Annotated in this window: 19 protein-coding genes; 8 read left to right on the plus strand and 11 right to left on the minus strand. The window is 60.7% G+C overall.

Translation table 11 applies throughout. The features are described from left to right. Nucleotides 1-267: 267 nt before the first annotated feature. A complete protein-coding gene (locus LIX15_RS01470) occupies nucleotides 268-819 on the plus strand; it encodes a DUF7344 domain-containing protein (protein WP_227775740.1) in 552 nt (183 codons plus the stop codon). 78 nt (nucleotides 820-897) lie between these two features. On the opposite strand, the gene LIX15_RS01475 is transcribed toward LIX15_RS01470, so the two are convergent. From LIX15_RS01475 to LIX15_RS01485, 3 genes are all read right to left on the minus strand, one after another. Then, nucleotides 898-1,104, minus strand: a complete 207-nt coding sequence (locus tag LIX15_RS01475; protein ID WP_227775741.1) for a hypothetical protein — start codon at nucleotides 1,102-1,104, stop codon at nucleotides 898-900. Further along, nucleotides 1,101-2,537, minus strand: a complete 1,437-nt coding sequence (locus tag LIX15_RS01480; RefSeq protein WP_227775742.1) for a hypothetical protein — start codon at nucleotides 2,535-2,537, stop codon at nucleotides 1,101-1,103. The genes LIX15_RS01475 and LIX15_RS01480 overlap by 4 nt, the downstream gene beginning before the upstream one ends. 141 nt (nucleotides 2,538-2,678) lie before the next feature. Continuing rightward, nucleotides 2,679-3,599 (minus strand): twin-arginine translocation signal domain-containing protein, encoded by a 921-nt coding sequence (locus LIX15_RS01485; protein WP_227775743.1) that lies wholly within the window; start codon nucleotides 3,597-3,599, stop codon nucleotides 2,679-2,681. A 311-nt stretch (nucleotides 3,600-3,910) separates the two neighbouring features. On the opposite strand from LIX15_RS01485, the gene LIX15_RS01490 reads away from it, so the two are divergent. The 3 genes from LIX15_RS01490 (at nucleotide 3,911) to LIX15_RS01500 (ending at nucleotide 6,814) form a co-directional block, all read left to right on the plus strand. Then, the gene (locus LIX15_RS01490; protein WP_227775744.1) at nucleotides 3,911-5,524 is read left to right on the plus strand and encodes an alkaline phosphatase family protein; all 1,614 of its coding nucleotides are present in this window, start codon (nucleotides 3,911-3,913) and stop codon (nucleotides 5,522-5,524) included. After that, nucleotides 5,521-6,537 (plus strand): GNAT family N-acetyltransferase, encoded by a 1,017-nt coding sequence (locus LIX15_RS01495; RefSeq protein WP_227775745.1) that lies wholly within the window; start codon nucleotides 5,521-5,523, stop codon nucleotides 6,535-6,537. Before LIX15_RS01490 ends, LIX15_RS01495 begins: the two co-directional genes overlap by 4 nt. Nucleotides 6,538-6,598: 61 nt before the next feature. Then, nucleotides 6,599-6,814: a hypothetical protein gene (locus tag LIX15_RS01500; protein WP_227775746.1), complete on the plus strand. Its 216-nt coding sequence runs from the start codon at nucleotides 6,599-6,601 to the stop codon at nucleotides 6,812-6,814. 53 nt (nucleotides 6,815-6,867) lie between these two features. Here the strand turns inward: LIX15_RS01500 and LIX15_RS01505 are convergent, their stop codons facing one another. Continuing rightward, nucleotides 6,868-7,449, minus strand: a complete 582-nt coding sequence (locus LIX15_RS01505; RefSeq protein ID WP_227775747.1) for a metal-dependent hydrolase — start codon at nucleotides 7,447-7,449, stop codon at nucleotides 6,868-6,870. After that, on the minus strand, nucleotides 7,449-8,483 hold the full coding sequence (locus LIX15_RS01510) for a DUF1616 domain-containing protein (RefSeq protein WP_227775748.1): 1,035 nt from the start codon (nucleotides 8,481-8,483) through the stop codon (nucleotides 7,449-7,451). The genes LIX15_RS01505 and LIX15_RS01510 overlap by 1 nt, the downstream gene beginning before the upstream one ends. Nucleotides 8,484-8,776: 293 nt before the next feature. On the opposite strand from LIX15_RS01510, the gene LIX15_RS32680 reads away from it, so the two are divergent. Both LIX15_RS32680 and LIX15_RS01515 read left to right on the plus strand, forming a co-directional pair. Beyond that, nucleotides 8,777-8,956 (plus strand): DUF7556 family protein, encoded by a 180-nt coding sequence (locus LIX15_RS32680; RefSeq protein ID WP_425556732.1) that lies wholly within the window; start codon nucleotides 8,777-8,779, stop codon nucleotides 8,954-8,956. A gap of 42 nt (nucleotides 8,957-8,998) precedes the next feature. Beyond that, complete coding sequence (locus tag LIX15_RS01515; RefSeq protein ID WP_227775749.1) at nucleotides 8,999-9,199, plus strand: XapX domain-containing protein; 201 nt, start codon at nucleotides 8,999-9,001, stop codon at nucleotides 9,197-9,199. A gap of 346 nt (nucleotides 9,200-9,545) precedes the next feature. Here the strand turns inward: LIX15_RS01515 and LIX15_RS01520 are convergent, their stop codons facing one another. The 5 genes from LIX15_RS01520 to LIX15_RS01540 form a co-directional block, all read right to left on the minus strand. Next, the gene (locus LIX15_RS01520; RefSeq protein ID WP_227775750.1) at nucleotides 9,546-11,378 is read right to left on the minus strand and encodes an FAD-binding protein; all 1,833 of its coding nucleotides are present in this window, start codon (nucleotides 11,376-11,378) and stop codon (nucleotides 9,546-9,548) included. Between the two features lie 16 nt (nucleotides 11,379-11,394). Next, the gene (locus LIX15_RS01525) at nucleotides 11,395-12,273 is read right to left on the minus strand and encodes a succinate dehydrogenase/fumarate reductase iron-sulfur subunit (protein ID WP_227775751.1); all 879 of its coding nucleotides are present in this window, start codon (nucleotides 12,271-12,273) and stop codon (nucleotides 11,395-11,397) included. Further along, nucleotides 12,274-12,639 (minus strand): succinate dehydrogenase hydrophobic membrane anchor subunit, encoded by a 366-nt coding sequence (locus LIX15_RS01530; protein WP_227775752.1) that lies wholly within the window; start codon nucleotides 12,637-12,639, stop codon nucleotides 12,274-12,276. Continuing rightward, nucleotides 12,639-13,031, minus strand: coding sequence for a succinate dehydrogenase, cytochrome b556 subunit (gene sdhC / locus LIX15_RS01535; RefSeq protein ID WP_227775753.1), 393 nt, complete (start codon nucleotides 13,029-13,031; stop codon nucleotides 12,639-12,641). Before sdhC ends, LIX15_RS01530 begins: the two co-directional genes overlap by 1 nt. Before the next feature lie 343 nt (nucleotides 13,032-13,374). After that, a complete protein-coding gene (locus tag LIX15_RS01540) occupies nucleotides 13,375-14,451 on the minus strand; it encodes a succinylglutamate desuccinylase/aspartoacylase family protein (protein ID WP_227775754.1) in 1,077 nt (358 codons plus the stop codon). A gap of 135 nt (nucleotides 14,452-14,586) precedes the next feature. Here LIX15_RS01540 and LIX15_RS01545 point away from each other — a divergent pair, with 135 nt between their 5' ends. Both LIX15_RS01545 and LIX15_RS01550 read left to right on the plus strand, forming a co-directional pair. Further along, entirely contained in the window at nucleotides 14,587-15,948 is a 1,362-nt protein-coding gene (locus tag LIX15_RS01545; RefSeq protein WP_227775755.1) for an ATP-grasp domain-containing protein, read from the plus strand. A 98-nt stretch (nucleotides 15,949-16,046) separates the two neighbouring features. Next, a complete protein-coding gene (locus tag LIX15_RS01550) occupies nucleotides 16,047-16,637 on the plus strand; it encodes a DNA-3-methyladenine glycosylase family protein (RefSeq protein WP_227775756.1) in 591 nt (196 codons plus the stop codon). Nucleotides 16,638-16,644: 7 nt separating this feature from the next. Here LIX15_RS01550 and LIX15_RS01555 read toward each other — a convergent pair whose 3' ends face one another. Beyond that, complete coding sequence (locus tag LIX15_RS01555) at nucleotides 16,645-17,871, minus strand: MFS transporter (RefSeq protein ID WP_227775757.1); 1,227 nt, start codon at nucleotides 17,869-17,871, stop codon at nucleotides 16,645-16,647. Nucleotides 17,872-17,954 lie beyond the last annotated feature (83 nt).

Below are 17,954 nucleotides of genomic sequence, written 5' to 3' on the forward strand. Positions count from 1 at the left end.
ACGCTACTTGGCGGTTGGTAGTCCGAGACTAGTCCCGACACCGTCGGTTGAATCGACGTATTCCGCGTTACGTGGCTGAAATGACGGGATATAGACCGACTGACCATCTGTATGGCGATGCTACCCCCCAACAGCACCGTGGTAACAAAGTGTAGCAGTGGCGATAGCAGGTGTATGCAGTGGTGGCATCTGTGACTGCAGGGTGGTCACGAACTGAAGGAGGTGTATTGTTTCCGATGAGTGGTCGCCAAACTCTGTCCTCATACGATGGCTAGTACCGGACTCTCACAGGACCAAGTGTTCGAAGTTCTCAAGAGTCCGCGACGGCGGTACGCGCTCTACTACCTGCGACGGGAGGGGGGAACTGTCGAACTGTCTGGTCTGACCGAACAAGTCGCTGCGTGGGAAAACGACACGACGACCGCGGAACTCACGAGCGACCAACGAAAACGAGTGTACATCTCGCTCTATCAGACGCATCTCCCGAAGTTGGACGATGCACGGATCATCGAGTACGACCGGGAGAACGGGAACGTAAGCCTCTCGCGTCGTGCGCGGGAACTCGACACCTACCTCGGGGACGTTTCACGCCCGGAAATCCCGTGGGACAGATACTATCTGGCGCTTTCGGCGGGAAGCATCCTGCTCGTTCTCGGCGTCTGGTTCGAAATCTACCCGTTCGCTCTTCTCTCCGGAATTGCGACCGCGATAATCATTCTCGTCGCCTACGCGCTCTCCGCCATCGGCCAGTATCTGTACTACCGGCGGCGAACCGTGAAGGGAACGCCGCCGGAGCTTCGCCGGGCGGAAGGGCAGTAACGCCTTCCACACCGGGAAATTCGAATATTCATCGCAAGCTGACGCCAGAAAAGTGTTTGCCGAAGAGTCGAGACGACCTTACACTCTATCTTCGACGTTACAAACCGACCTCGCGTCGGCGAGGATGAAGGCGTCGTCGCGGAGCATCTCCTCGTCTTTCGGCAGGAACATGAGCCTCCCGTCGTTTTTGCTGGCACGAATCACGTCCCACTCGTCGAGTTTGTAGCCGAGGTCGCCTTCGAGGTCGGGGTCGGCGGGAAGCTGTTTCCACCGGACGCTACTCATTGGTCGTTCCCCACGCTGATCCACGCCTTCGCGCCACCGTCGATTTCGATACGGTTCAGATCGCCGGAGAACCGGTAGGCGTCCCTTCCGTCGACGACGCTGCCTTTCACCCGTTTGCCGGAGATAGTGTCGAAGGCGTTGACCGACCCAAGGGTATCGTCCTTCGTGACCGACCCACCCACGTCGAAGGAGTAGGTGCTGGCCCCGTCGCTCCTGCGTCCATCGATAACGAGCATTTTCGGCAGGCCGAGTTTGCCGGGCGTGACGCGCTCACCGTTAAGATAGAGCGTCGCGTTTCCGTCGAGGCTGAACGACGTAAGGATTCCGGCGAACCGATAGCTGTCGGTGCCGCCGGCGACTGCGCCGGTGACGGTACCGCTTTCGATGGTGTCTTCTTCGCTCTTCGTCCCGCCTCGCGCGGTCGATTTTCGAACGTTTCCTGTGACTTCGAACTCGTAGTTCGTCTCGGTCGAGGCGTCGGAACTGGAGATGCTGAGGACGTTCGAAAGCCCCTGCGCTTTGGCCTGCTTTTGCTGAACCGCCTGTTTGCGATTGCCCGAACTGCCGCCTGCCCCGCTCGCGGCCTGCTCGGCGGACATCGGGACGCCTTTCGGCGGGGTCGTGTCCGCCGATTCGCCGGTTCGGGTGTTCGTTTCGGTGACGGTTCCGCCGTCGATGGTCGCGATGTCGCCGACGATGTCGCAGTTACGAAGATGCGTTTCGCCGTACCACGACCAGATTGCGCGGGTGTTGGTCGAACCGGGGGCGGAACAACCGACGCCGCAAGGTTGTGCGCCGGTGGTGTCGATGACCGTGTTCGTGACGTTGCAGGGTCGTGTTTTCGCGTTGAGTCGAACGTTCGAGATTGTGTTGCCCTTGAAGTACGAAGATTCGACGTGGAGATTGCCGCCGTACCCCTGGGCACCGGGGCCTGACCCGTACAGGCCGTTGTCTATCATGCCTGCGATGTGGATATTTCGGAAGGTGATGGTGCCTCGGTGGGGAAGATTTGCATCGACCCAGATGCCGCCGCTTTTCGTTCGCGGTGCCTGTCCGTCACCCATGTAGACGTTCTCGATGAGAGCCGAACCGTCCGGGTCGGAGACGCCGGGCGTCATGAGGTAGTGGCCGCCGGGATGTTCGCCTTTGAAACCGACGTTCCGAATCGTCCACCCGGAACCGGTCGTTTTGATGAGCGCCGACGCACCGCTCGCGCTCATGTCGATGAGTTTGTTTTCGAAGGTTTCACCGTCGCCGACGGTGATAGACTTCGTCTCGCCTGCAGGAATCGTAATCGTCTCGTACTCGTTCGCGCCGACCGCCGAACCGGTCGCCGCGAACGTTGCCGCCGTTGCACCTGCGAACTTCAGGTACGAGCGTCGATTCAGAAGGCCCTCTGTCTTGGAACCGCGTGCCGTCTCGTCGCGTGCCATTGCACGTTCAATGCTTCCTTACTGATTTAAGTAGATTCCGATTCAGTCTCAATGCTATCCGAATAGTTTAAATAGAATTGCTGTCGCGAAGACGGCAGAAAAAGGTGGGCTTACGCCCGGAAATGTCGCGTTACCGCAGAGTTAGTTGCCCTTCGCGGCCTGCTCCGCGCTCTGGGGAACCTTCTTCGGAATCTTCGTTTTCGGGTTGCTTCCGACGCTCTGGGTTTTGACCGAACCGCTGGTCGGACCTTCGACCTGCGAGTTCTTGACGACGACTTCGCCGCCGTGGAAGCCGCCGTTGATAGCTTCGTATTCGGTGACGCTCACGTCGCAGTTTTCGACGGTAATGGGAACGTACCAGCCCCAGATTCCGCGCTTGTTCGGTCCGTTCGGGTGATGGACTTCCGACCCCGTGTTCTCGATGACGGAGTCCTTGACGTAGGAATCCGGCGTCCCGAGTCGCACGTTGGCGATGTCGTTGTTCGCACAGTAACATTCCTCGACTTTGACGGGACCACCCGCGCCCGCACCCTGCGCCGCACCGGGACCGCTCGCGTACAGGCCGTTGTTCGCGTACTTTTGAATGTTGACGTGACGGAACGTCAGTTCGCCCTCGTGAGGCGTGTTCGCATTGACCCATACCGCACCGGGTTCCGCCTCGTTCGCGCTGTTCGTTTCTACGCCGTCGCCCATGTATACGTTCTCGATGAGACCTTTGCTGCCCGAGGAAACGCTCGGAATCATGCTGAACGAACCGAAATTCTTCGCACTGCAGCCGCCCTTGAAGCCGACGTTTCGAATCGTCCAGTCGCTACCGCTCGCCTCTATCATCACCGACGCGCCCGACGCGCTCTGGTCAATGAGTTTGTTTTCGAACGTTTCGCCGTCGCCGACGGTGATGTTTTTCGTCTCACCCGCGCCGACGGTAATGGTCTCATACTCGTTTGCCGCAACGCCTTTGCTCGCTACACCGAGTCCGGCAGTGGCGGTTACCGCAGCACCAGCCGTCTTCAGGAACGAACGTCGATTGAGTTTCTCACTTCTCTTTTGGTCGCGTGCCATTGCAGGTTCAATGCTATCTTACTGATTTAAGTATCCTCTGATTTCGCCTCAATGCCATCTTACTAATTTAAACATAATGGCCGGTTCCGCGGTGAACCCTTGTTACCCATTCAGGACTCGGTTTCTCGGCCGCCATCGAGCCGTACTAAGTAGGAAAATTGGGTTCGAACGTCGAATCGTACGGAAACGTACTATTGAATCACGCGCAATCGTTGATTCGGGTTTTCCAACGAGTTTCGCCGGTACGACCGGTCTACACCGGAAGAAACCGGCGCATAACAAAGGACGCGGACGGGTTTTTCGCAGGCAGTATGGACTGCCAACTACAGACGCTCCTCGTCGGAATCGACGCCGGGTGTCGCTCCGTTCTCGATCCGCTGTTCGAGGACGACGCGCTTCCCCATCTCCAGTCGATTTTCGCCGAGGGGACGTCAGGGCCGCTGGAATCACAGATTCCTCCGTGGACACCCAGTGCGTGGCCCTCACTGTACTCCGGGGTTAACCCCGGCAAGCACGGCGTTTTCGGGTTTCTCGACTTCGACGGCTACGATTGGGATGTCGTGAACGCGAGTCGAGTCCGCGAACACACGCTCTGGGAACTCCTCGACCACAACGACCGTTCGAGCGTCGTCGTCAACGCTCCCGTGACACATCCGCCGCGAGCGATAGACGGTGCGGTTTTGCCGGGCTACACCGCCCCTGAAAATCCCCGCTGTCACCCCGAAGGGTTGCTGGACGACGTACGAAACGAAATCGGAGGCTATCGGGTGTATCCTCCGCGAAACCTTCCGAAGGACAAATCGGTCGAATGGTATCGCCGTCTCGCGCGCATGCGCGGAGAAGCATTTCGATACCTCGTAAACCGCTTCGACCCCGAGTTCGGTTTCGTCCAGTTCCAAAGTACGGACTCCGTGTTCCACGAACACCCCGGGGAAGAAGACATCGTTCGGGCCGTCTACGAATCGGTGGACGAGCAGGTTGGCGAGATTCTCGACGACTGCGACCCAGACACGATCATCGTCGCCAGCGACCACGGAATCGGCGAGTACACGGGCTACGAGTTCCGCGTCAACGATTTTCTCCGCGAGGAGGGCTACGTGAAAACCGCGCGCGGCGGCGAGGGAATGCCCTCGTGGTCTACCATCGCCAGCAACCAGTTACAGCAGGGCGAAGAGAGTTCGCCTCGAAAGCAGGGAACCGTCGAGCGCGGCCTCGCGCTCGCCGCGAAAGTCGGCATCACGAGTCAACGGATCGGAACCGTCCTCTCCCGTGCGGGACTGGACGAGTTCGTCGCAAAGCGCGTGCCGGAGGATTTCATCCGGGCCGCGACCGAGCAGGTCGATTTCTCGAACTCGGCGGCGTTCATGCGCGATAGAATCGAATGCGGGATTCGAATCAACCTCGAAGGGCGCGAACCCGACGGGGTCGTCCCGCCGGAAAAGTACGACGAAGTTCGGGACGAACTCATCGAAACGTTGGACGGCGTCAGAACGCCGGACGGCCAACCGGTGTTCGAAACGATCGCGCCCCGCGAGGCGTTTTTCGACGGCCCGTACAGCGACGAGGCGGTCGACGTGGTTTGCGTTCCCGCCGCGTTCGACCAGTTCCTTTCGGCGCAACTGCGCGGCCAACAGTTCGGCCCGCCGCGCGAACCGTGGAACCACAAACTGAACGGGATTTTCGCGGCGGCGGGCGCGAACATCGACGCCGACGCGAAGCTCGCGGACGCCCACCTGTTCGACGTGGCGCCGACGATTCTGGCGACTCTCGGCGTCCCCGCGAGCGACAGAATGGACGGGCGCGTCCTCCCCGTCGTGGAGTCGGTAGGCGAGCAAAGCTACCCCGCATACGACGCGGGCGAGACGGTCGAAACGGACGACGAGCGCGTGGAAGCGCGACTCGCGGATCTCGGGTATCTCGAATGAGTGTGACAATAGAAAAAAACGGCATCAAAGTAGAGCGCGCAGATGATTTAGACCTCTGGAACGACTACGTGGAGCGGTCGCCGCAGGGCGACGTGTTTCATCGACTCGATGCCCTTCGGGCGCAGGCGGAACACACTGGCGCGACCCTTCATCCGCTCATCGGCTACAAGGGCCAGGAACCGGTCGGCCTGCTTCCCGCCTTCACGATTTCGAAGGGTGGCGTCACGACCGCCTTTTCTCCGCCGCCGAACCTCTGGCTCCCGCACCTCGGCCCGGTGCTGTTGAACATGGAGAAGTTGAAACGGCGAAAGGCGGAACGCAGACATCGACGATTCATCGACGGCTGTCTCGACTGGCTCGACCGCCAGTACGGTCCGAAGTACGTTCACGTCCGAACAGGCGGGCGGTACGAGGATATTCGACCGTTTGAGTGGAACGAGTTCGAAGTGCGTCCGCGACACACCTACGAGGTAGACCTCACGTCCGGCGAAGAGAGCGTGCTGTCGAGTTTCAGCAGCGATGCCCGGAGCAACACCCGAACCGACGAGAGCAGGTACGACATTCGCGTCGGCGGCGTGGACGCCATCCGGCGAATCATCCGGCAGGTCAAAGACCGCCACGACGCGCAGGACGAGCCCTACCGGCTCTCGGCGAACTTCGTCGCCGACCTCTACCAGAGCCTTCCCGAAGGTGCGGTTCGCCCCTACGTCTGCGAAGTCGATGGCGAGTTCGCGGGCGGAATGGTCGCGCTGGCGGACGACGAGCGAATCTATCGCTGGCAGGGCGGCGCGAAGCACGACCACGACGTACCCATCAACGACCTCGTGGACTGGCGAATCATGCGCGACGCGATGGACGAGGGAATTCCGCGCTACGACCTCGTCGGCGCGAACGAGCGCCGACTCTGTGGCTACAAGGCGAAGTTCAACCCAGAACTCGTGCGTTACTACAGTTTGGAGCGCGGAACCCGGATGATGAACCTGCTGACGGACGTGTACAAGCGGTTCCGATAGCCGAGTCGAGGACAATTTCCAGCCTGTCAAGATTTTTGCGCGAACAGTACGTGCGGAGTGTATGGATGATCGGTTCGTTTTCGCTGGGTTTACCCTGATAATCGCCGGAATCGGTTTCATTTTCAGCGGCCCGTTCGGCGTTCTCGTCTTGGGAATCGTCGTCTGTGGACTCGGGTTAGCAGGGAGTAACGTGCGAGATGGTGCGGGAGAACCGACTCAGGTTAACTGTCCCGGTTGCGGCGCGAGAAACGACCGCACTGCTGACAAACGTCAGTAGTGCGGATCGAAACTGTCCGAAAAGTAGCGCACAATTCGTTTCAAAAACGGTATTTAACGGCCGATTACCGGCGTGTAACGGACGATTTCACGAGGGACTCCGGGCATTCCGTCGAACAACCACAGGCAGAAAACGCCGAACAGCAGGCCGAGTTCGAGCGCGAGATAGCTCTGAATCGCGGGGTCGTTCAGGTAGGTGAGATAGTCGCCGAAATAGCTCCGAAATCGGGCCAGAAAGCCGAGGGTGGATTGATCCTGTGGAACCGGAACGAGGGGCCACAGCAGGAATCCGGGTGCGGGGTCTTTGCCGACCGCGACCGGGTAGATGATGTCGCCAGCGAGGTGCGAGAGATAGCCCACCGTGAACGCCACGCCGATGTCGGTTCGGCGCGCACGATGGGCCAGCACGAGCGCGACCGCGGAGAGCGGGAGCGCGGTCAGCAACGAATGCGCCAGCGAGTGACCGCTCGGGAGGACGGAGAGCGTCCACGCGAGGGGCTTGTCCACGAGATCAGGGAGTTGCGTCGCAACGCCGAGGGCGACGACCGCGTCGCTCCGCGGCGGTTTTCCGGTTCGAAGGCGTCTGAGCCCTGAATAGGCTAGGTAGCCGAACGCGAGGTGTTCCCACGGCCACATTATTCTGTCCCGTTTGTCCCGACGGTTATCCAGATGTACGCGTGCTCGTCGGCGTTGTTGATGGTCGGGTCCGTCGGCGGGTCGCCCTTGTACAGAAGGTACACCACTCGGAGATTATCACCGGCCATCGTCGGCGCGATGTCGTGTTGGGTTCGCCACGATTCGCCCGCCGAAACGCGCTGGTCGAATCGCTCCAGCTCCTGCTGTTCGAGTATGCGCGCGCTCCCGCCCGGGCGCTGCTCGACGCGCTGGAGTTCGGCGACGACGGTGTATTCGACTCGTTCTTCTTCGTGGTTCGTCACCGAGACGTAGACCGGTTGCGTCTCACCCGGCGTGAACGATTCCGGATAATTCTCGGCGACAAATTCGCCGTCCTCCGTTTGGGTGAGCAGGGACAGTCGGGAGAATTGCTCGCCGTCCTGCGGCGCGACGAACGCGTAGCCGACCGCCGAAAGTGCGACGACAACCGACAGCGCGAGGACGAGGTTGAGAGCGACATCCGTGCCGGTCTCGCTATCGAAGAGGGCGGTCGAGAGCCGTGAAAGTCCGCCGCGGATCGAGATGGAAAACCGGTCGTCAGCGGGGAGGGTGAGGCGGCGAATCGCCGCGAAAACGGTCGTGACGAGCGTGAGCGAAACGAGACCGAAGAGGACGGTGAACAGTGTGAACGAAAATCCGGCGAGCGCGAGCGCCAAGCCGAACAGCGGAAGCAGACTAAGGCTGACGCCGAACGAGAGCGCGAGCCGTTCACCGACCGTGATTCCCTCCCGTCGAAGCCGACTCGGGAAGGACTGGGCCGAACGGTGTGACGGCCCGGTTCCAGGAAACAGGAGCGAAACGACTGCGTAGCCGGGCGCGAACAGAGCGACTGGAAGCCCCAGCGCAACAGCGAGCGGCGTCCCGTGAATCTCGGATTGATAAAGGGGAAAGGCAGCCAGCGCGACTGCGATTCCGACCATCACGAGGTCGAGCGGAAACTCCAGCACCGGTCGCGTGAGTTTCGCCCACCACGAGTCGTTTGTTTCGTGGCTCATGTCGTTCCCGAACGGCCGTCGATCTTCGCGCGGTGCTGTCCCGTCTTTGATTCTCCAACCATCGAAATCAGTCCGTGACTCGAATATTCCGTGATGGTACTTTGTTATCCTGCGCGTACTCCGTCGGCGGCGGTTTCGGCATCGACTATTGGCACGTTGCCCCGGAATACCCCGATTTCGCGGAGTTACAACCGCTCCCTATCGGGGCGAAGGTAGGACATAACAAAGTACGAGTCAGCACCATAATCGCTTGCTTGCCCGCCGAAGGTCGAGTCGAACGATGGTGATTTACTCTGAATTGGACACGCTCAGCCGACGATTTCGAGGCACAGGTTCCCGACGACGACGTCATGTTCGCCGTAGACGAGGACGAAAAGGGGGATGAACTCGCCGTCATCGCGGACGTGACGCGGGACGAGGCGTGGATTTCGATACCGCTCTCGGAATCGCAGACCATCTCGCAGTGGCGCTAACTCCGAACTACTTTTTACCGCGCTATCCGCAGTGAGTTCACGATGAACTTCACACTGACGGTGCTCGCGCTCCTGACCGGCATTATAACCGGCGGGTTGTTTCACTCGCTCGGCGTGCCGATTCCTGCCCCGCCGAAGCTCCCCGGCATCATGGGTATCATCGGTATCTACCTCGGATACCTGATCGTCGAATCGCTGGGCTGGAGCATCGACCTGCTGACCAAACTCGGGATTTCGGGATAACGATGATGGCGGGGTTGATGGACGTGAGACGACCACAGAGCCGTAGTTTCTGTTGTCGCTGAAACTGCGACTGCCAACTCTACGGCCGCGAGATTTTGGAAGGTGACGGCGTGGAGTCGGCAACTGCAAGCGTCAGCGTATCGAAAGCAATTCTCTTGCGGAGAAGGGTCGCGTGGAAAGCGGTTCTCTTGCGGAGAGGACGGGGTTAGAGCATACAATTGCAGCCACCACCGCGTCATAACCACTCTCACAACCTCGAAAACATGGCTTACACTTAGCATCAGCAGAGATCGTCTATCAGAACAGAAACGGACGCTAAAACCGGAAAACACCGAAAATGCCGGATTTAGTACGAGCGAATCTTCGGTTCGTACTTCTTCTCCGCACCTTCGAGGATGGACGGCTTGAACCAGAGTTCCGGCGTGCCCTCGTTCCACGAGAGGAGCGTGTGTTTGAGCCAGTTTTCGTCCTTGCGCTCCTGGTGTTCCTGTCGCCAGTGGGCACCGCGGAACTCGTCGCGGGCGAGCGCGCCGAGCGTGATAGCCTCCGCGAGGTCGATGAGGTTGCGCATCTCGATGGTGTGGATGAGGTCCGTGTTGAACGTCCGCGACGGATCGTTGACGTAGACGTTCTCGAACGCCTCGCGCACTTCGCGGATGTCGCGCAGCGCCTGCTTGAGACCGTCCTCGTTTCGGAAGACGTTAACGTTCTGCGTCATCGATTTCTGGAGTTTGGCGCGCAGTTCGGCCTGCTGGACGCCCTCGTCCTTCTCGATGAGGGTCTCGACGCGAGCGCGCTCGGCTTCGAGCGCGGTTTCGACGGTCTGGGACGGTTTGGTGACCGCTGTTCCGCCGTCCGCGACGGCGTCTTCGGGCGTACCGACTGTACCGGGTTCGACGGGCGTTTCGACCTCGCCGATTTCGGTGTCTTCGGTCTTACCGGTCGTGATTTCGGCCTCGCCGAGGTCTTTCCCCGCGGCGTGGCGACCCGCGCGGGCGCCGAAGACGATGAGTTCCGGCAGGGCGTTTCCGCCGAGTCGGTTCGCGCCGTGAACCGACACGCAGGCACATTCGCCCGCGGCGTACAGCCCCGAAATGCAGGTTTCGCCGTTCTCGTCCGTCTCGACGCCGCCCATGGCGTAGTGCTGTCCGGGCTTGACGGGCATCGGTTCTTCGAGCGCGTTGACGCCCTCGAAATCCTCCGCGAGGTGGAGGATATTTTCGAGGCGGTCGATGATGCGCTCCTCGCCGAGGTGGCGCATGTCGAGGTGGACGTACTCGTCGTCGACCCCCCGCCCGTTGTTCACTTCGGTCAGTTCGGCGCGAGCGACCACGTCGCGGGACGCGAGTTCCCCCTCGTTGTTCGCGTAGCCGTGTTCGAACATGAACCGCTCGCCCTCGCTGTTGTAGAGGATACCGCCCTCACCGCGCACACCCTCCGAAATCAGAACTCCCGTGGAGGGGAGCGTCGTCGGGTGGAACTGGATGAATTCCATGTCCTCCAACGGAACGCCGGCGCGGTAGGCCATCGCGGCCCCGTCGCCGGTGTTCGCCACCGCGTTCGTCGTGTGGTCGAAGACCTGTCCGAGTCCGCCGGTCGTCAGGATGACGCCGTTTCGGGCCGTGAACCCTTCGACCTTGCCCGATTTGATGTCGTAGGCGACGACGCCGTGACAGTCACGCTCCTCGGGGTCGTCGTGGTTCGTGACGGCGAGTCGGGTGACGTACCACTCGTCGTACACCTGAATGCCGCGTTTGACGACCTGCTCGTACATCGTGTGGAGCAGGTGGTGACCCGTCTCCGCCCCCGCGTAGGTCGTTCGGGGGAACGAGAGGCCACCAAACGGTCGCTGGGAGACGCTTCCGTCTTCCTCCCGCGAAAACGCCATCCCCCAGTGTTCGAGTTGGATGGTCTCCTTCGGGCTGTCCTGACACAGCGTTTCGATTGCCGGGGCGTCGCCGAGATAGTCAGACCCCTTCATCGTGTCGTAGGCGTGATCTTCCCACGAGTCGCCGTCTCGAATCGCCGCGTTGATACCGCCTTCCGCTGCGCCGGTGTGGCTTCGTACGGGATGGAGCTTCGTGACGAGGGCAACGTCCGCGCCCTCCTCGTGGGCCGCGATGGCCGCGCGAAGTCCCGCACCGCCCGCACCGACGACGATTACGTCGTGTTCGTACATTGTTGCTAGAGTAGGTTTACCAGAACTTGAGGTTGTTCTTCACCGCCGAGCGTTTGAGTTCCTGGATGTGCTCGGTCAGGGGGATGTCTTTCGGACAAACGTTCGTACAGGAGAACTGGGTCTGACAGCGCCAGACGCCGTGTTCTTGGTCGAGAATCGAAAAACGGTGTTCGCGCATATCCTCGCCCTCGCGCTCGTCCATGGCGAACCGGAACGCCTTGTTCAGCGCCGCCGGGCCGAGGTATTCGTTGTCGCCTGCCGCGATGTTACACGAGGACATACACGCACCACACCAGATGCAGCGCGTGGACATCTTCACTTTCTCGCGGTTTTCGCGCGTCTGATGCTGTTCTTGGAGTTCGTCGCTCGGAGCCTCGTTCGTCTGGAAGTACGGCTCCACTGCGTGCATCTGATCGTAGAAATGCTCCATATCCACGACGAGGTCTTTGACGACTTCGGCGTGCGGGAGCGGTTCCACGCGAACCGGCTCTTCCAAGTCGGAAATCTGGGTCTTACAGCCCAGTCGTTGCGTGCCGTTGATGAACAGCGCGTCACTGCCGCAGATGGCCTGTCGGCAGGAGTGTCGGAACGTCAGCGTCGTGTCGAACCGGTCGCGCGCCAGCATCAGCGCGTCCAAGACGGTCATTCCCTTCGTGAAGGGGACGTGGAAGTCGTCGAATCGGGGTTCCATCTTCCCCTCGATTTCGGGGTCGTAGCGGAACACCTTGAGGTGAATCGACGATTCGTCCGTTTCGGTCGTCTCCTTCGCCTCGGTGGACTCCCGCTGTCGGGCGCGTTTTGCGGCCCGTCTGCGGTCACCGGGGGTTTCTGTGCGCTCCGTTTCGGAGTCGGATTCTGCTTCTGATTCGACTTTTTCGGGTACTTGCGTACTCATTTAAATCATCCCGTTCATGACGAGTGCGACGTAGGTTCCTTGTCCCGCGAGGAGGACGCCGGCGACGACCAGCACCCACTTCACGGCGGTCTTCTGACTGCCGGTGAGTCCCTGATTCACGAGGGCGGCGTAGACGCCGTTCACGCCGTGGAACGTCGCCGTGATGAGGAACAGCGTCATCGTGAGGAAGTAGCCCCAGTTCTCCATCCGCGCTTGCGTTCCCGCAAATTCGATCTCCGACGGATGGTGGACGAAGTGGAGCAGGAAGAAGTGGAACGCCAGCACCACGACGAGGAACGCCGCCGTGACGCGCTGGAGAAACCACGTCGTGCTCCCGCTCCGGAACGACGAGTATCGTTCCGCCATCAGAACACCCCCTCCATGAAGGTCGGAACGCTCGCCAGCACGATGATCGCCGTCACCACGAGCGAGGCGTAGAAGCTCTTGTCCTGCGATTCGAGTCCCATGCCGAGATCGACGAAGAGGAGTCTGACGCCGTTGAGAATATGGAAGACGGCAACGGCGAGCAGTCCGACTTCGCCGACTCGGACGAGGAACAGTTCTTCGAGACCCTGAATCGTCGCGGTGTAGGTTTCTGGACCGGCGGTGGCAGTGCTTAGCACGGCGATATGCGTAAACAGGTAGCCGATAAGCACCCACCCGGTGAATTTGTGGAAAATCCAGGCCCACATCCCGGCCGAAAATTCCCGCCATCGGCCGAAGTCCTCGACGAGGCCCCGGTTGTACGATTGACTCATTCCAGTCGGATGGTCGGTACCGGGGGCAAATAGAAGTTACTACCTGCCTCCGTTCTCGCCGGTACATTGAAACATTCGAGAACAGTACCAATTGATTCGCCTTCAGCCGTAATTTCCGCGTTTTCCACCGTTTTTGGCGCTTCAATCGTCCACGAACAAACCGAATTGTCTTCTTCACGGCTCCAAAGTGCAGGAATATCGTCAAAAAGGAGCCATGTGCGACGCTCTCCGAGTCAGCAGATAGACGAGCGTGGCGAAGACGGTGAGAACCCCGCTCAACCGAATGCTGTTTACTACGAACGGCGGCGCTTCCGCCGAGTCGAACGCTTTTTTGTTTCTCTTTTTATTGCTCAGCGGGTTCCGGCGTTCCCACGTAGCTCGGCGGTTGTACGTCGCCCTCGGTCTCCGCGTGAGCGCGGTCGCGCTTGAGTGCCCGCCGGGTGTCGGCGTTCAGTTCCACGATGTGACACAGCGGGTTGCCGGGGTAGACGACCGGGTTTTCGAGGACGCCCACGAGCAGGCCGGTGAAGGGCGCTTCGACGTGTTCGTTTTCGGTTTTGAACGGGTTCGTGATGGTGCAGATGGGCGTCCCCTCGTAGACGAGCGACCCCCTGTCGTAGTGCATCTCGACCAGTCCGCCCGCGTCGGCGCGGAGCCACGTCTTTTCCTTCTCGTCGTCGATGACGGTTCGCCAGCCGGGCCACTTCACCGGGTCGTCGGGGTGGATATTGTACTCCGCGAAGACGCTCATCACGCCTTCGAGCGCCCGGTCGATGAAGTGTCGCTGGAAGCGGTGGGCTTCGCCCATTTCGATGGTGATGGTCGGCGCACCGCCCTCGGAAACCTCTCGGCGAAGAGTTCCGGACGGACCGGTGGATGAGATGATGACGTTCGAACCGAAGGATCGAGCGAGGCGAGCGGCCTCCGGGTCTCGCATATCCGCGCGGACGTGGAGCATGTTGGTTCGCCCGCGCGTGGACGTGTGGAAATCGATACCGAGGTCGCACGGTTCGAGGAAGTTCCGGTAAATTTGGGCGGCCATCCGCTTCGCGCTGGTGGAGTCCTCGCGCCCGGGGAACGAGCGGTTCAGGTCGCGGTCGTAGATGGGGAGGTATCGCTGTTGGGCGAGAAATCCGGGGACGTTCAACACTGGGAGACAGACGATGGTTCCGTGGAGGCCGTCGTGGTTCCAGTCGTGGGCGACTTCGCGAACCACTTCGATACCGTTGAGTTCGTCGCCGTGAGCCGCCGCCGAGAGAAAAATCGTCGGGCCGGGGTACACCCCGTTGATGATGGTTACGGGAATGCGAACCGGGTCGCCGAGGTACGTCTCGCTGATTCCGTACCGGATATTCTGCGTCTCGCCCGGTTCTACGATACCACCATTGTACGTGAACGGTTCTGCCTCGTCCCCAGTCATGTACTGCACTCGGGGGTCACCGTATAAAAATATACTACTACACATGTCCATTGTTGAAACTATTAGCATGAGGCTCGTTGGCGCTTCAAATCGACTGGGAACGATTTAAGGCGGGACCGCCGAAATGTACTATACATGCCTGCCGACGGCCCATCTGTTCGCGTTGGGGTACTCAGTCTACACAACAGCAAAGAAACGAAAGCAATCTGTAACGCTATCGAAGATTTGGGTCATGAACCGGAGTGGCTTCGACACGAAAATACGGCGGTAGATATTAACGGCGGAACGGTCACGCTCGAACCCGATATCGACATCGTCGCCAACCGTCTTCTCCTCTCGAACACCGAACAGCCGTCGGAAGCCCTCGGTTTAGCGAACATCTACGACTCCCTCGTTCCGGTTCTCAACCGACCGTGTGCCGTCATGACGGCAATTCACAAGTTCTCGACCGCGACGAGGCTCGCGGACGCCGGTATTGCCGTTCCGGATGCGCTTCTCGCGCTCGACACCGACCGTTTGAACAACGGCCGAACGGATTTCGGCGACGAAGCGGTGTACAAAACCGCAATCGGAACCCACGGGGGTGGAACGTGGAAGGTCGGTGCAGACGAGATAGTCAATCCACGAGTGGGGGAGCGTCAGGCGTTCTTGCAGAAACTCATCGAACGGGACGAGGGGCGCCACCGCGACCTGCGCGTCTACGTCGTCGGTGACCGAATCATCGGGGCGATGAACCGCTACGCGCCCGAAAACGACTGGCGAACCAACGTCGCCCTCGGCGGCGACGTGGAGGATATGACCGACGAACTGCCGGACGGCGTCGTCGATATCGCCCGTCGGGCGACCCAGGTTATCGGACTCGACTACGCGGGCGTCGACCTCATCGAAGGTAACGACGGTTGGTACGTCCTCGAGGTGAACCCGACCGCGGGCTTCAAAGGCTTGTACAAGGCGACCGGTCGGAGCGCGGCCCCGTACATCGCACAGGCCGCCATCGAGGCCGCGGGCGGCGAAGTCAACCGCGAGCGCGTCAACGAACTGTCGGCCACGTTGGACGATTCGGTTCCGTCTTGTAAACCCGTCAGTACCACCCCCGACCCGACGGAAACTATCGTTATCGGCTACACCGAAGATGTGCTGGTGAGCGGAACCAGCGGTTCCGAAACCGTCGTCGCAAAGTCCGACACGGGCGCCACCCGGACGAGCATCGATACGAAACTCGCCGCCCAAATCGGCGCGGGACCGATCAAGAGCATGACGAGGGTGAAATCCGGAAGCCGAAAATCCAGCAAATCGCGCCCCGTCGTGGACGTGGTCGTCGGCGTCGGTGGTAACCGCCACACGGTCACGGCGAGTATCGAAGACCGGAGTCACATGGACTACCCGGTTCTGCTCGGCCGCGACATTTTGAAACATTATCAGGTTGACGTGCGCCGTCGCGTTGACGGCGACGACGAAGTCGAGATGGAAGAAGAGGAAGAAGAAAGGCTGGAGTAACGCCCGGTCGGAATAGGTGGTGGAGGGAACCAGATAGAAACACCTTTTCTCGGTTACTCCCTACCGACAGTCGAACACGGCGAGTGACACGACCAGCCATGAACGACGACGCCCTTTCTACGCTTCGAATCGACCCGGTGATGGCCACCCTGCTCGACAGACACGACCCGCACACGGAGCGGGGTCAGAGCGAGTTCGAACGACTCTGTGTCTCCATCATCAACCAACAGCTCTCGACGGCCAGCGCGAAGGCCGTGAAAAAGCGGGTGTTCGACGTGCTCGACGGCGAGGTGACACCCGAAACCGTGCTGGCCGCGAGCGAGGAAAAACTCAGAGATGCGGGTCTCTCGCGGACGAAAGTCGAATACGTACGGAACGCGGCACGCGCCTTCCAGCGCGACGATTACACGAAATCAGGATTGGCGGACTGCTCCGACGAGGAAGTTATCGACAAACTCACCGAAATCAAGGGCGTCGGCGACTGGACCGCCCGGATGTATCTGCTGTTCGTCCTCGAACGGGAGGACGTGCTTCCCCTCGGTGATCTTGCGGTTCGGCGCGGTATCGAACGACTGTACGGCGATGGCGAGGAACTGACCCGCACGGAGATGCGGGAAATCGCCGAGGCGTGGCGACCGTACCGGTCGCTGGCGACGCGGTACATCTGGGCGGAGTACGAATCGGACTGACGGAAAATCAGCGCTTCCCGCCCGCGAGCTTTTCGGCATCCGGAAGCATCCGAAGGCGGAGCATCGCCGCCGTCCCGAGCGTCGGGCCGATTGCGAGCGACGCGAACGCCCACCGCCAGCCGACGAGGTCGGCGACGAGTGGAATCAGCTGAATAGAGACGGTCGTGAGTAAAAACCCGATTGCGGTTTGCAGGGTCAGCGCCGTCCCGACGTAACTCGGTTCGGCCAACTCCGTAATCGAAGTCGAAAACTGGGCGGAATCCGCGACGATGGCGAACCCCCAGACGAGGAGAAACGGAACGACTACGAGGAGGGACGACCCGAACACCGCACCCGCCGAGATACACGCGAGACCGCTGACGAGCATGCTCGCGCTCGTGACCGCCGTGCGTCCGAGTCGGTCGGCGAGGACGCCAGCGCTCATCGCACCGAGGCCGCCGATTGCGATGGTGCAGAACGCGAGGACAGAGGTGAGTTCGGATGACACGTCGCTCCCGGTCGCGGCGAAACTGGCGAGGAGGTACGTCGGAATCCACGTCCAGACGGCGTACAGCTCCCACATGTGACCGAAGTAGCCGCCGTTCGCCAGGAGCGATGCGTGGTCGTCGAGAAGCCGTCGAACCGCATCCGGGTCGAACGGAGCGGTCGGCGACTGGTACGGACCGTCTTCGACCAACAACACGAACAGGCCGCCGAGAACCGCGAGTCCGGCCGACCCGTACAGCACGACCGTCGGTTGCCCGACACCACCGAGGCCTCGAATCAGGTGGGGGAGCGCGGAACCGACCGTCAGTGCGCCGACGAGGACGCCGATTGCGAAGCCGCGATTCGTCCGGAACCAGCCGGACAGCAGCTTCATTCCCGGCGGATAGACGCCCGCCAGCGCCATTCCGGTCAGAAATCGGAGCGCAATCGCCGGCGTCGGCGTCGTGACGATTCCGGCGATTGTCGCGGTCGCAGCTGCGCCAACTATCGCCGATCCCGCAATCAGATAGCGCGGGTGGAGCAGGTCGGGAAGTGTGAGGACGGCGGAAAGCAGCGCCCCGGCGACGAACCCCAGCTGAACCGCGATGGTCAGCCACGCGGTTTCGGTCGGCGTGAGCTTCCACGCCGTCGCCAGTTCCGGTGCGGATGCCGTCACGCTGAACCAGAGCGACATCACCAGCAATTCGGCGATAGCGATCAGCGAGAGTGCGCGCCATTTCCGCCCCGGATTCGGTTCGTGTCGTGCCATCGTCCGGGTTCCCGTCGTCTATGCGACTGTTGAAACCCGCGTCCTGATATGTTTTCGAACGTAGTAAACGTAGTCGCTACGGA

The sequence above is a fragment of the Haladaptatus pallidirubidus genome (assembly GCF_020700235.1).
Classification (GTDB): Archaea; Halobacteriota; Halobacteria; order Halobacteriales; family Haladaptataceae; genus Haladaptatus; species Haladaptatus pallidirubidus.

Bases quoted from the DNA above. Each gene is read 5' to 3' on its own strand.
- LIX15_RS01470 (WP_227775740.1), top strand. From the start codon at position 268: ATGGCTAGTACCGGACTCTCACAGGACCAAGTGTTCGAAGTTCTCAAG.
- LIX15_RS01475 (WP_227775741.1), bottom strand. From the start codon at position 1,104: ATGAGTAGCGTCCGGTGGAAACAGCTTCCCGCCGACCCCGACCTCGAA.
- LIX15_RS01480 (WP_227775742.1), bottom strand. From the start codon at position 2,537: ATGGCACGCGACGAGACGGCACGCGGTTCCAAGACAGAGGGCCTTCTG.
- LIX15_RS01485 (WP_227775743.1), bottom strand. From the start codon at position 3,599: ATGGCACGCGACCAAAAGAGAAGTGAGAAACTCAATCGACGTTCGTTC.
- LIX15_RS01490 (WP_227775744.1), top strand. From the start codon at position 3,911: ATGGACTGCCAACTACAGACGCTCCTCGTCGGAATCGACGCCGGGTGT.
- LIX15_RS01495 (WP_227775745.1), top strand. From the start codon at position 5,521: ATGAGTGTGACAATAGAAAAAAACGGCATCAAAGTAGAGCGCGCAGAT.
- LIX15_RS01500 (WP_227775746.1), top strand. From the start codon at position 6,599: ATGGATGATCGGTTCGTTTTCGCTGGGTTTACCCTGATAATCGCCGGA.
- LIX15_RS01505 (WP_227775747.1), bottom strand. From the start codon at position 7,449: ATGTGGCCGTGGGAACACCTCGCGTTCGGCTACCTAGCCTATTCAGGG.
- LIX15_RS01510 (WP_227775748.1), bottom strand. From the start codon at position 8,483: ATGAGCCACGAAACAAACGACTCGTGGTGGGCGAAACTCACGCGACCG.
- LIX15_RS01515 (WP_227775749.1), top strand. From the start codon at position 8,999: ATGAACTTCACACTGACGGTGCTCGCGCTCCTGACCGGCATTATAACC.
- LIX15_RS01520 (WP_227775750.1), bottom strand. From the start codon at position 11,378: ATGTACGAACACGACGTAATCGTCGTCGGTGCGGGCGGTGCGGGACTT.
- LIX15_RS01525 (WP_227775751.1), bottom strand. From the start codon at position 12,273: ATGAGTACGCAAGTACCCGAAAAAGTCGAATCAGAAGCAGAATCCGAC.
- LIX15_RS01530 (WP_227775752.1), bottom strand. From the start codon at position 12,639: ATGGCGGAACGATACTCGTCGTTCCGGAGCGGGAGCACGACGTGGTTT.
- sdhC (WP_227775753.1), bottom strand. From the start codon at position 13,031: ATGAGTCAATCGTACAACCGGGGCCTCGTCGAGGACTTCGGCCGATGG.
- LIX15_RS01540 (WP_227775754.1), bottom strand. From the start codon at position 14,451: ATGACTGGGGACGAGGCAGAACCGTTCACGTACAATGGTGGTATCGTA.
- LIX15_RS01545 (WP_227775755.1), top strand. From the start codon at position 14,587: ATGCCTGCCGACGGCCCATCTGTTCGCGTTGGGGTACTCAGTCTACAC.
- LIX15_RS01550 (WP_227775756.1), top strand. From the start codon at position 16,047: ATGAACGACGACGCCCTTTCTACGCTTCGAATCGACCCGGTGATGGCC.
- LIX15_RS01555 (WP_227775757.1), bottom strand. From the start codon at position 17,871: ATGGCACGACACGAACCGAATCCGGGGCGGAAATGGCGCGCACTCTCG.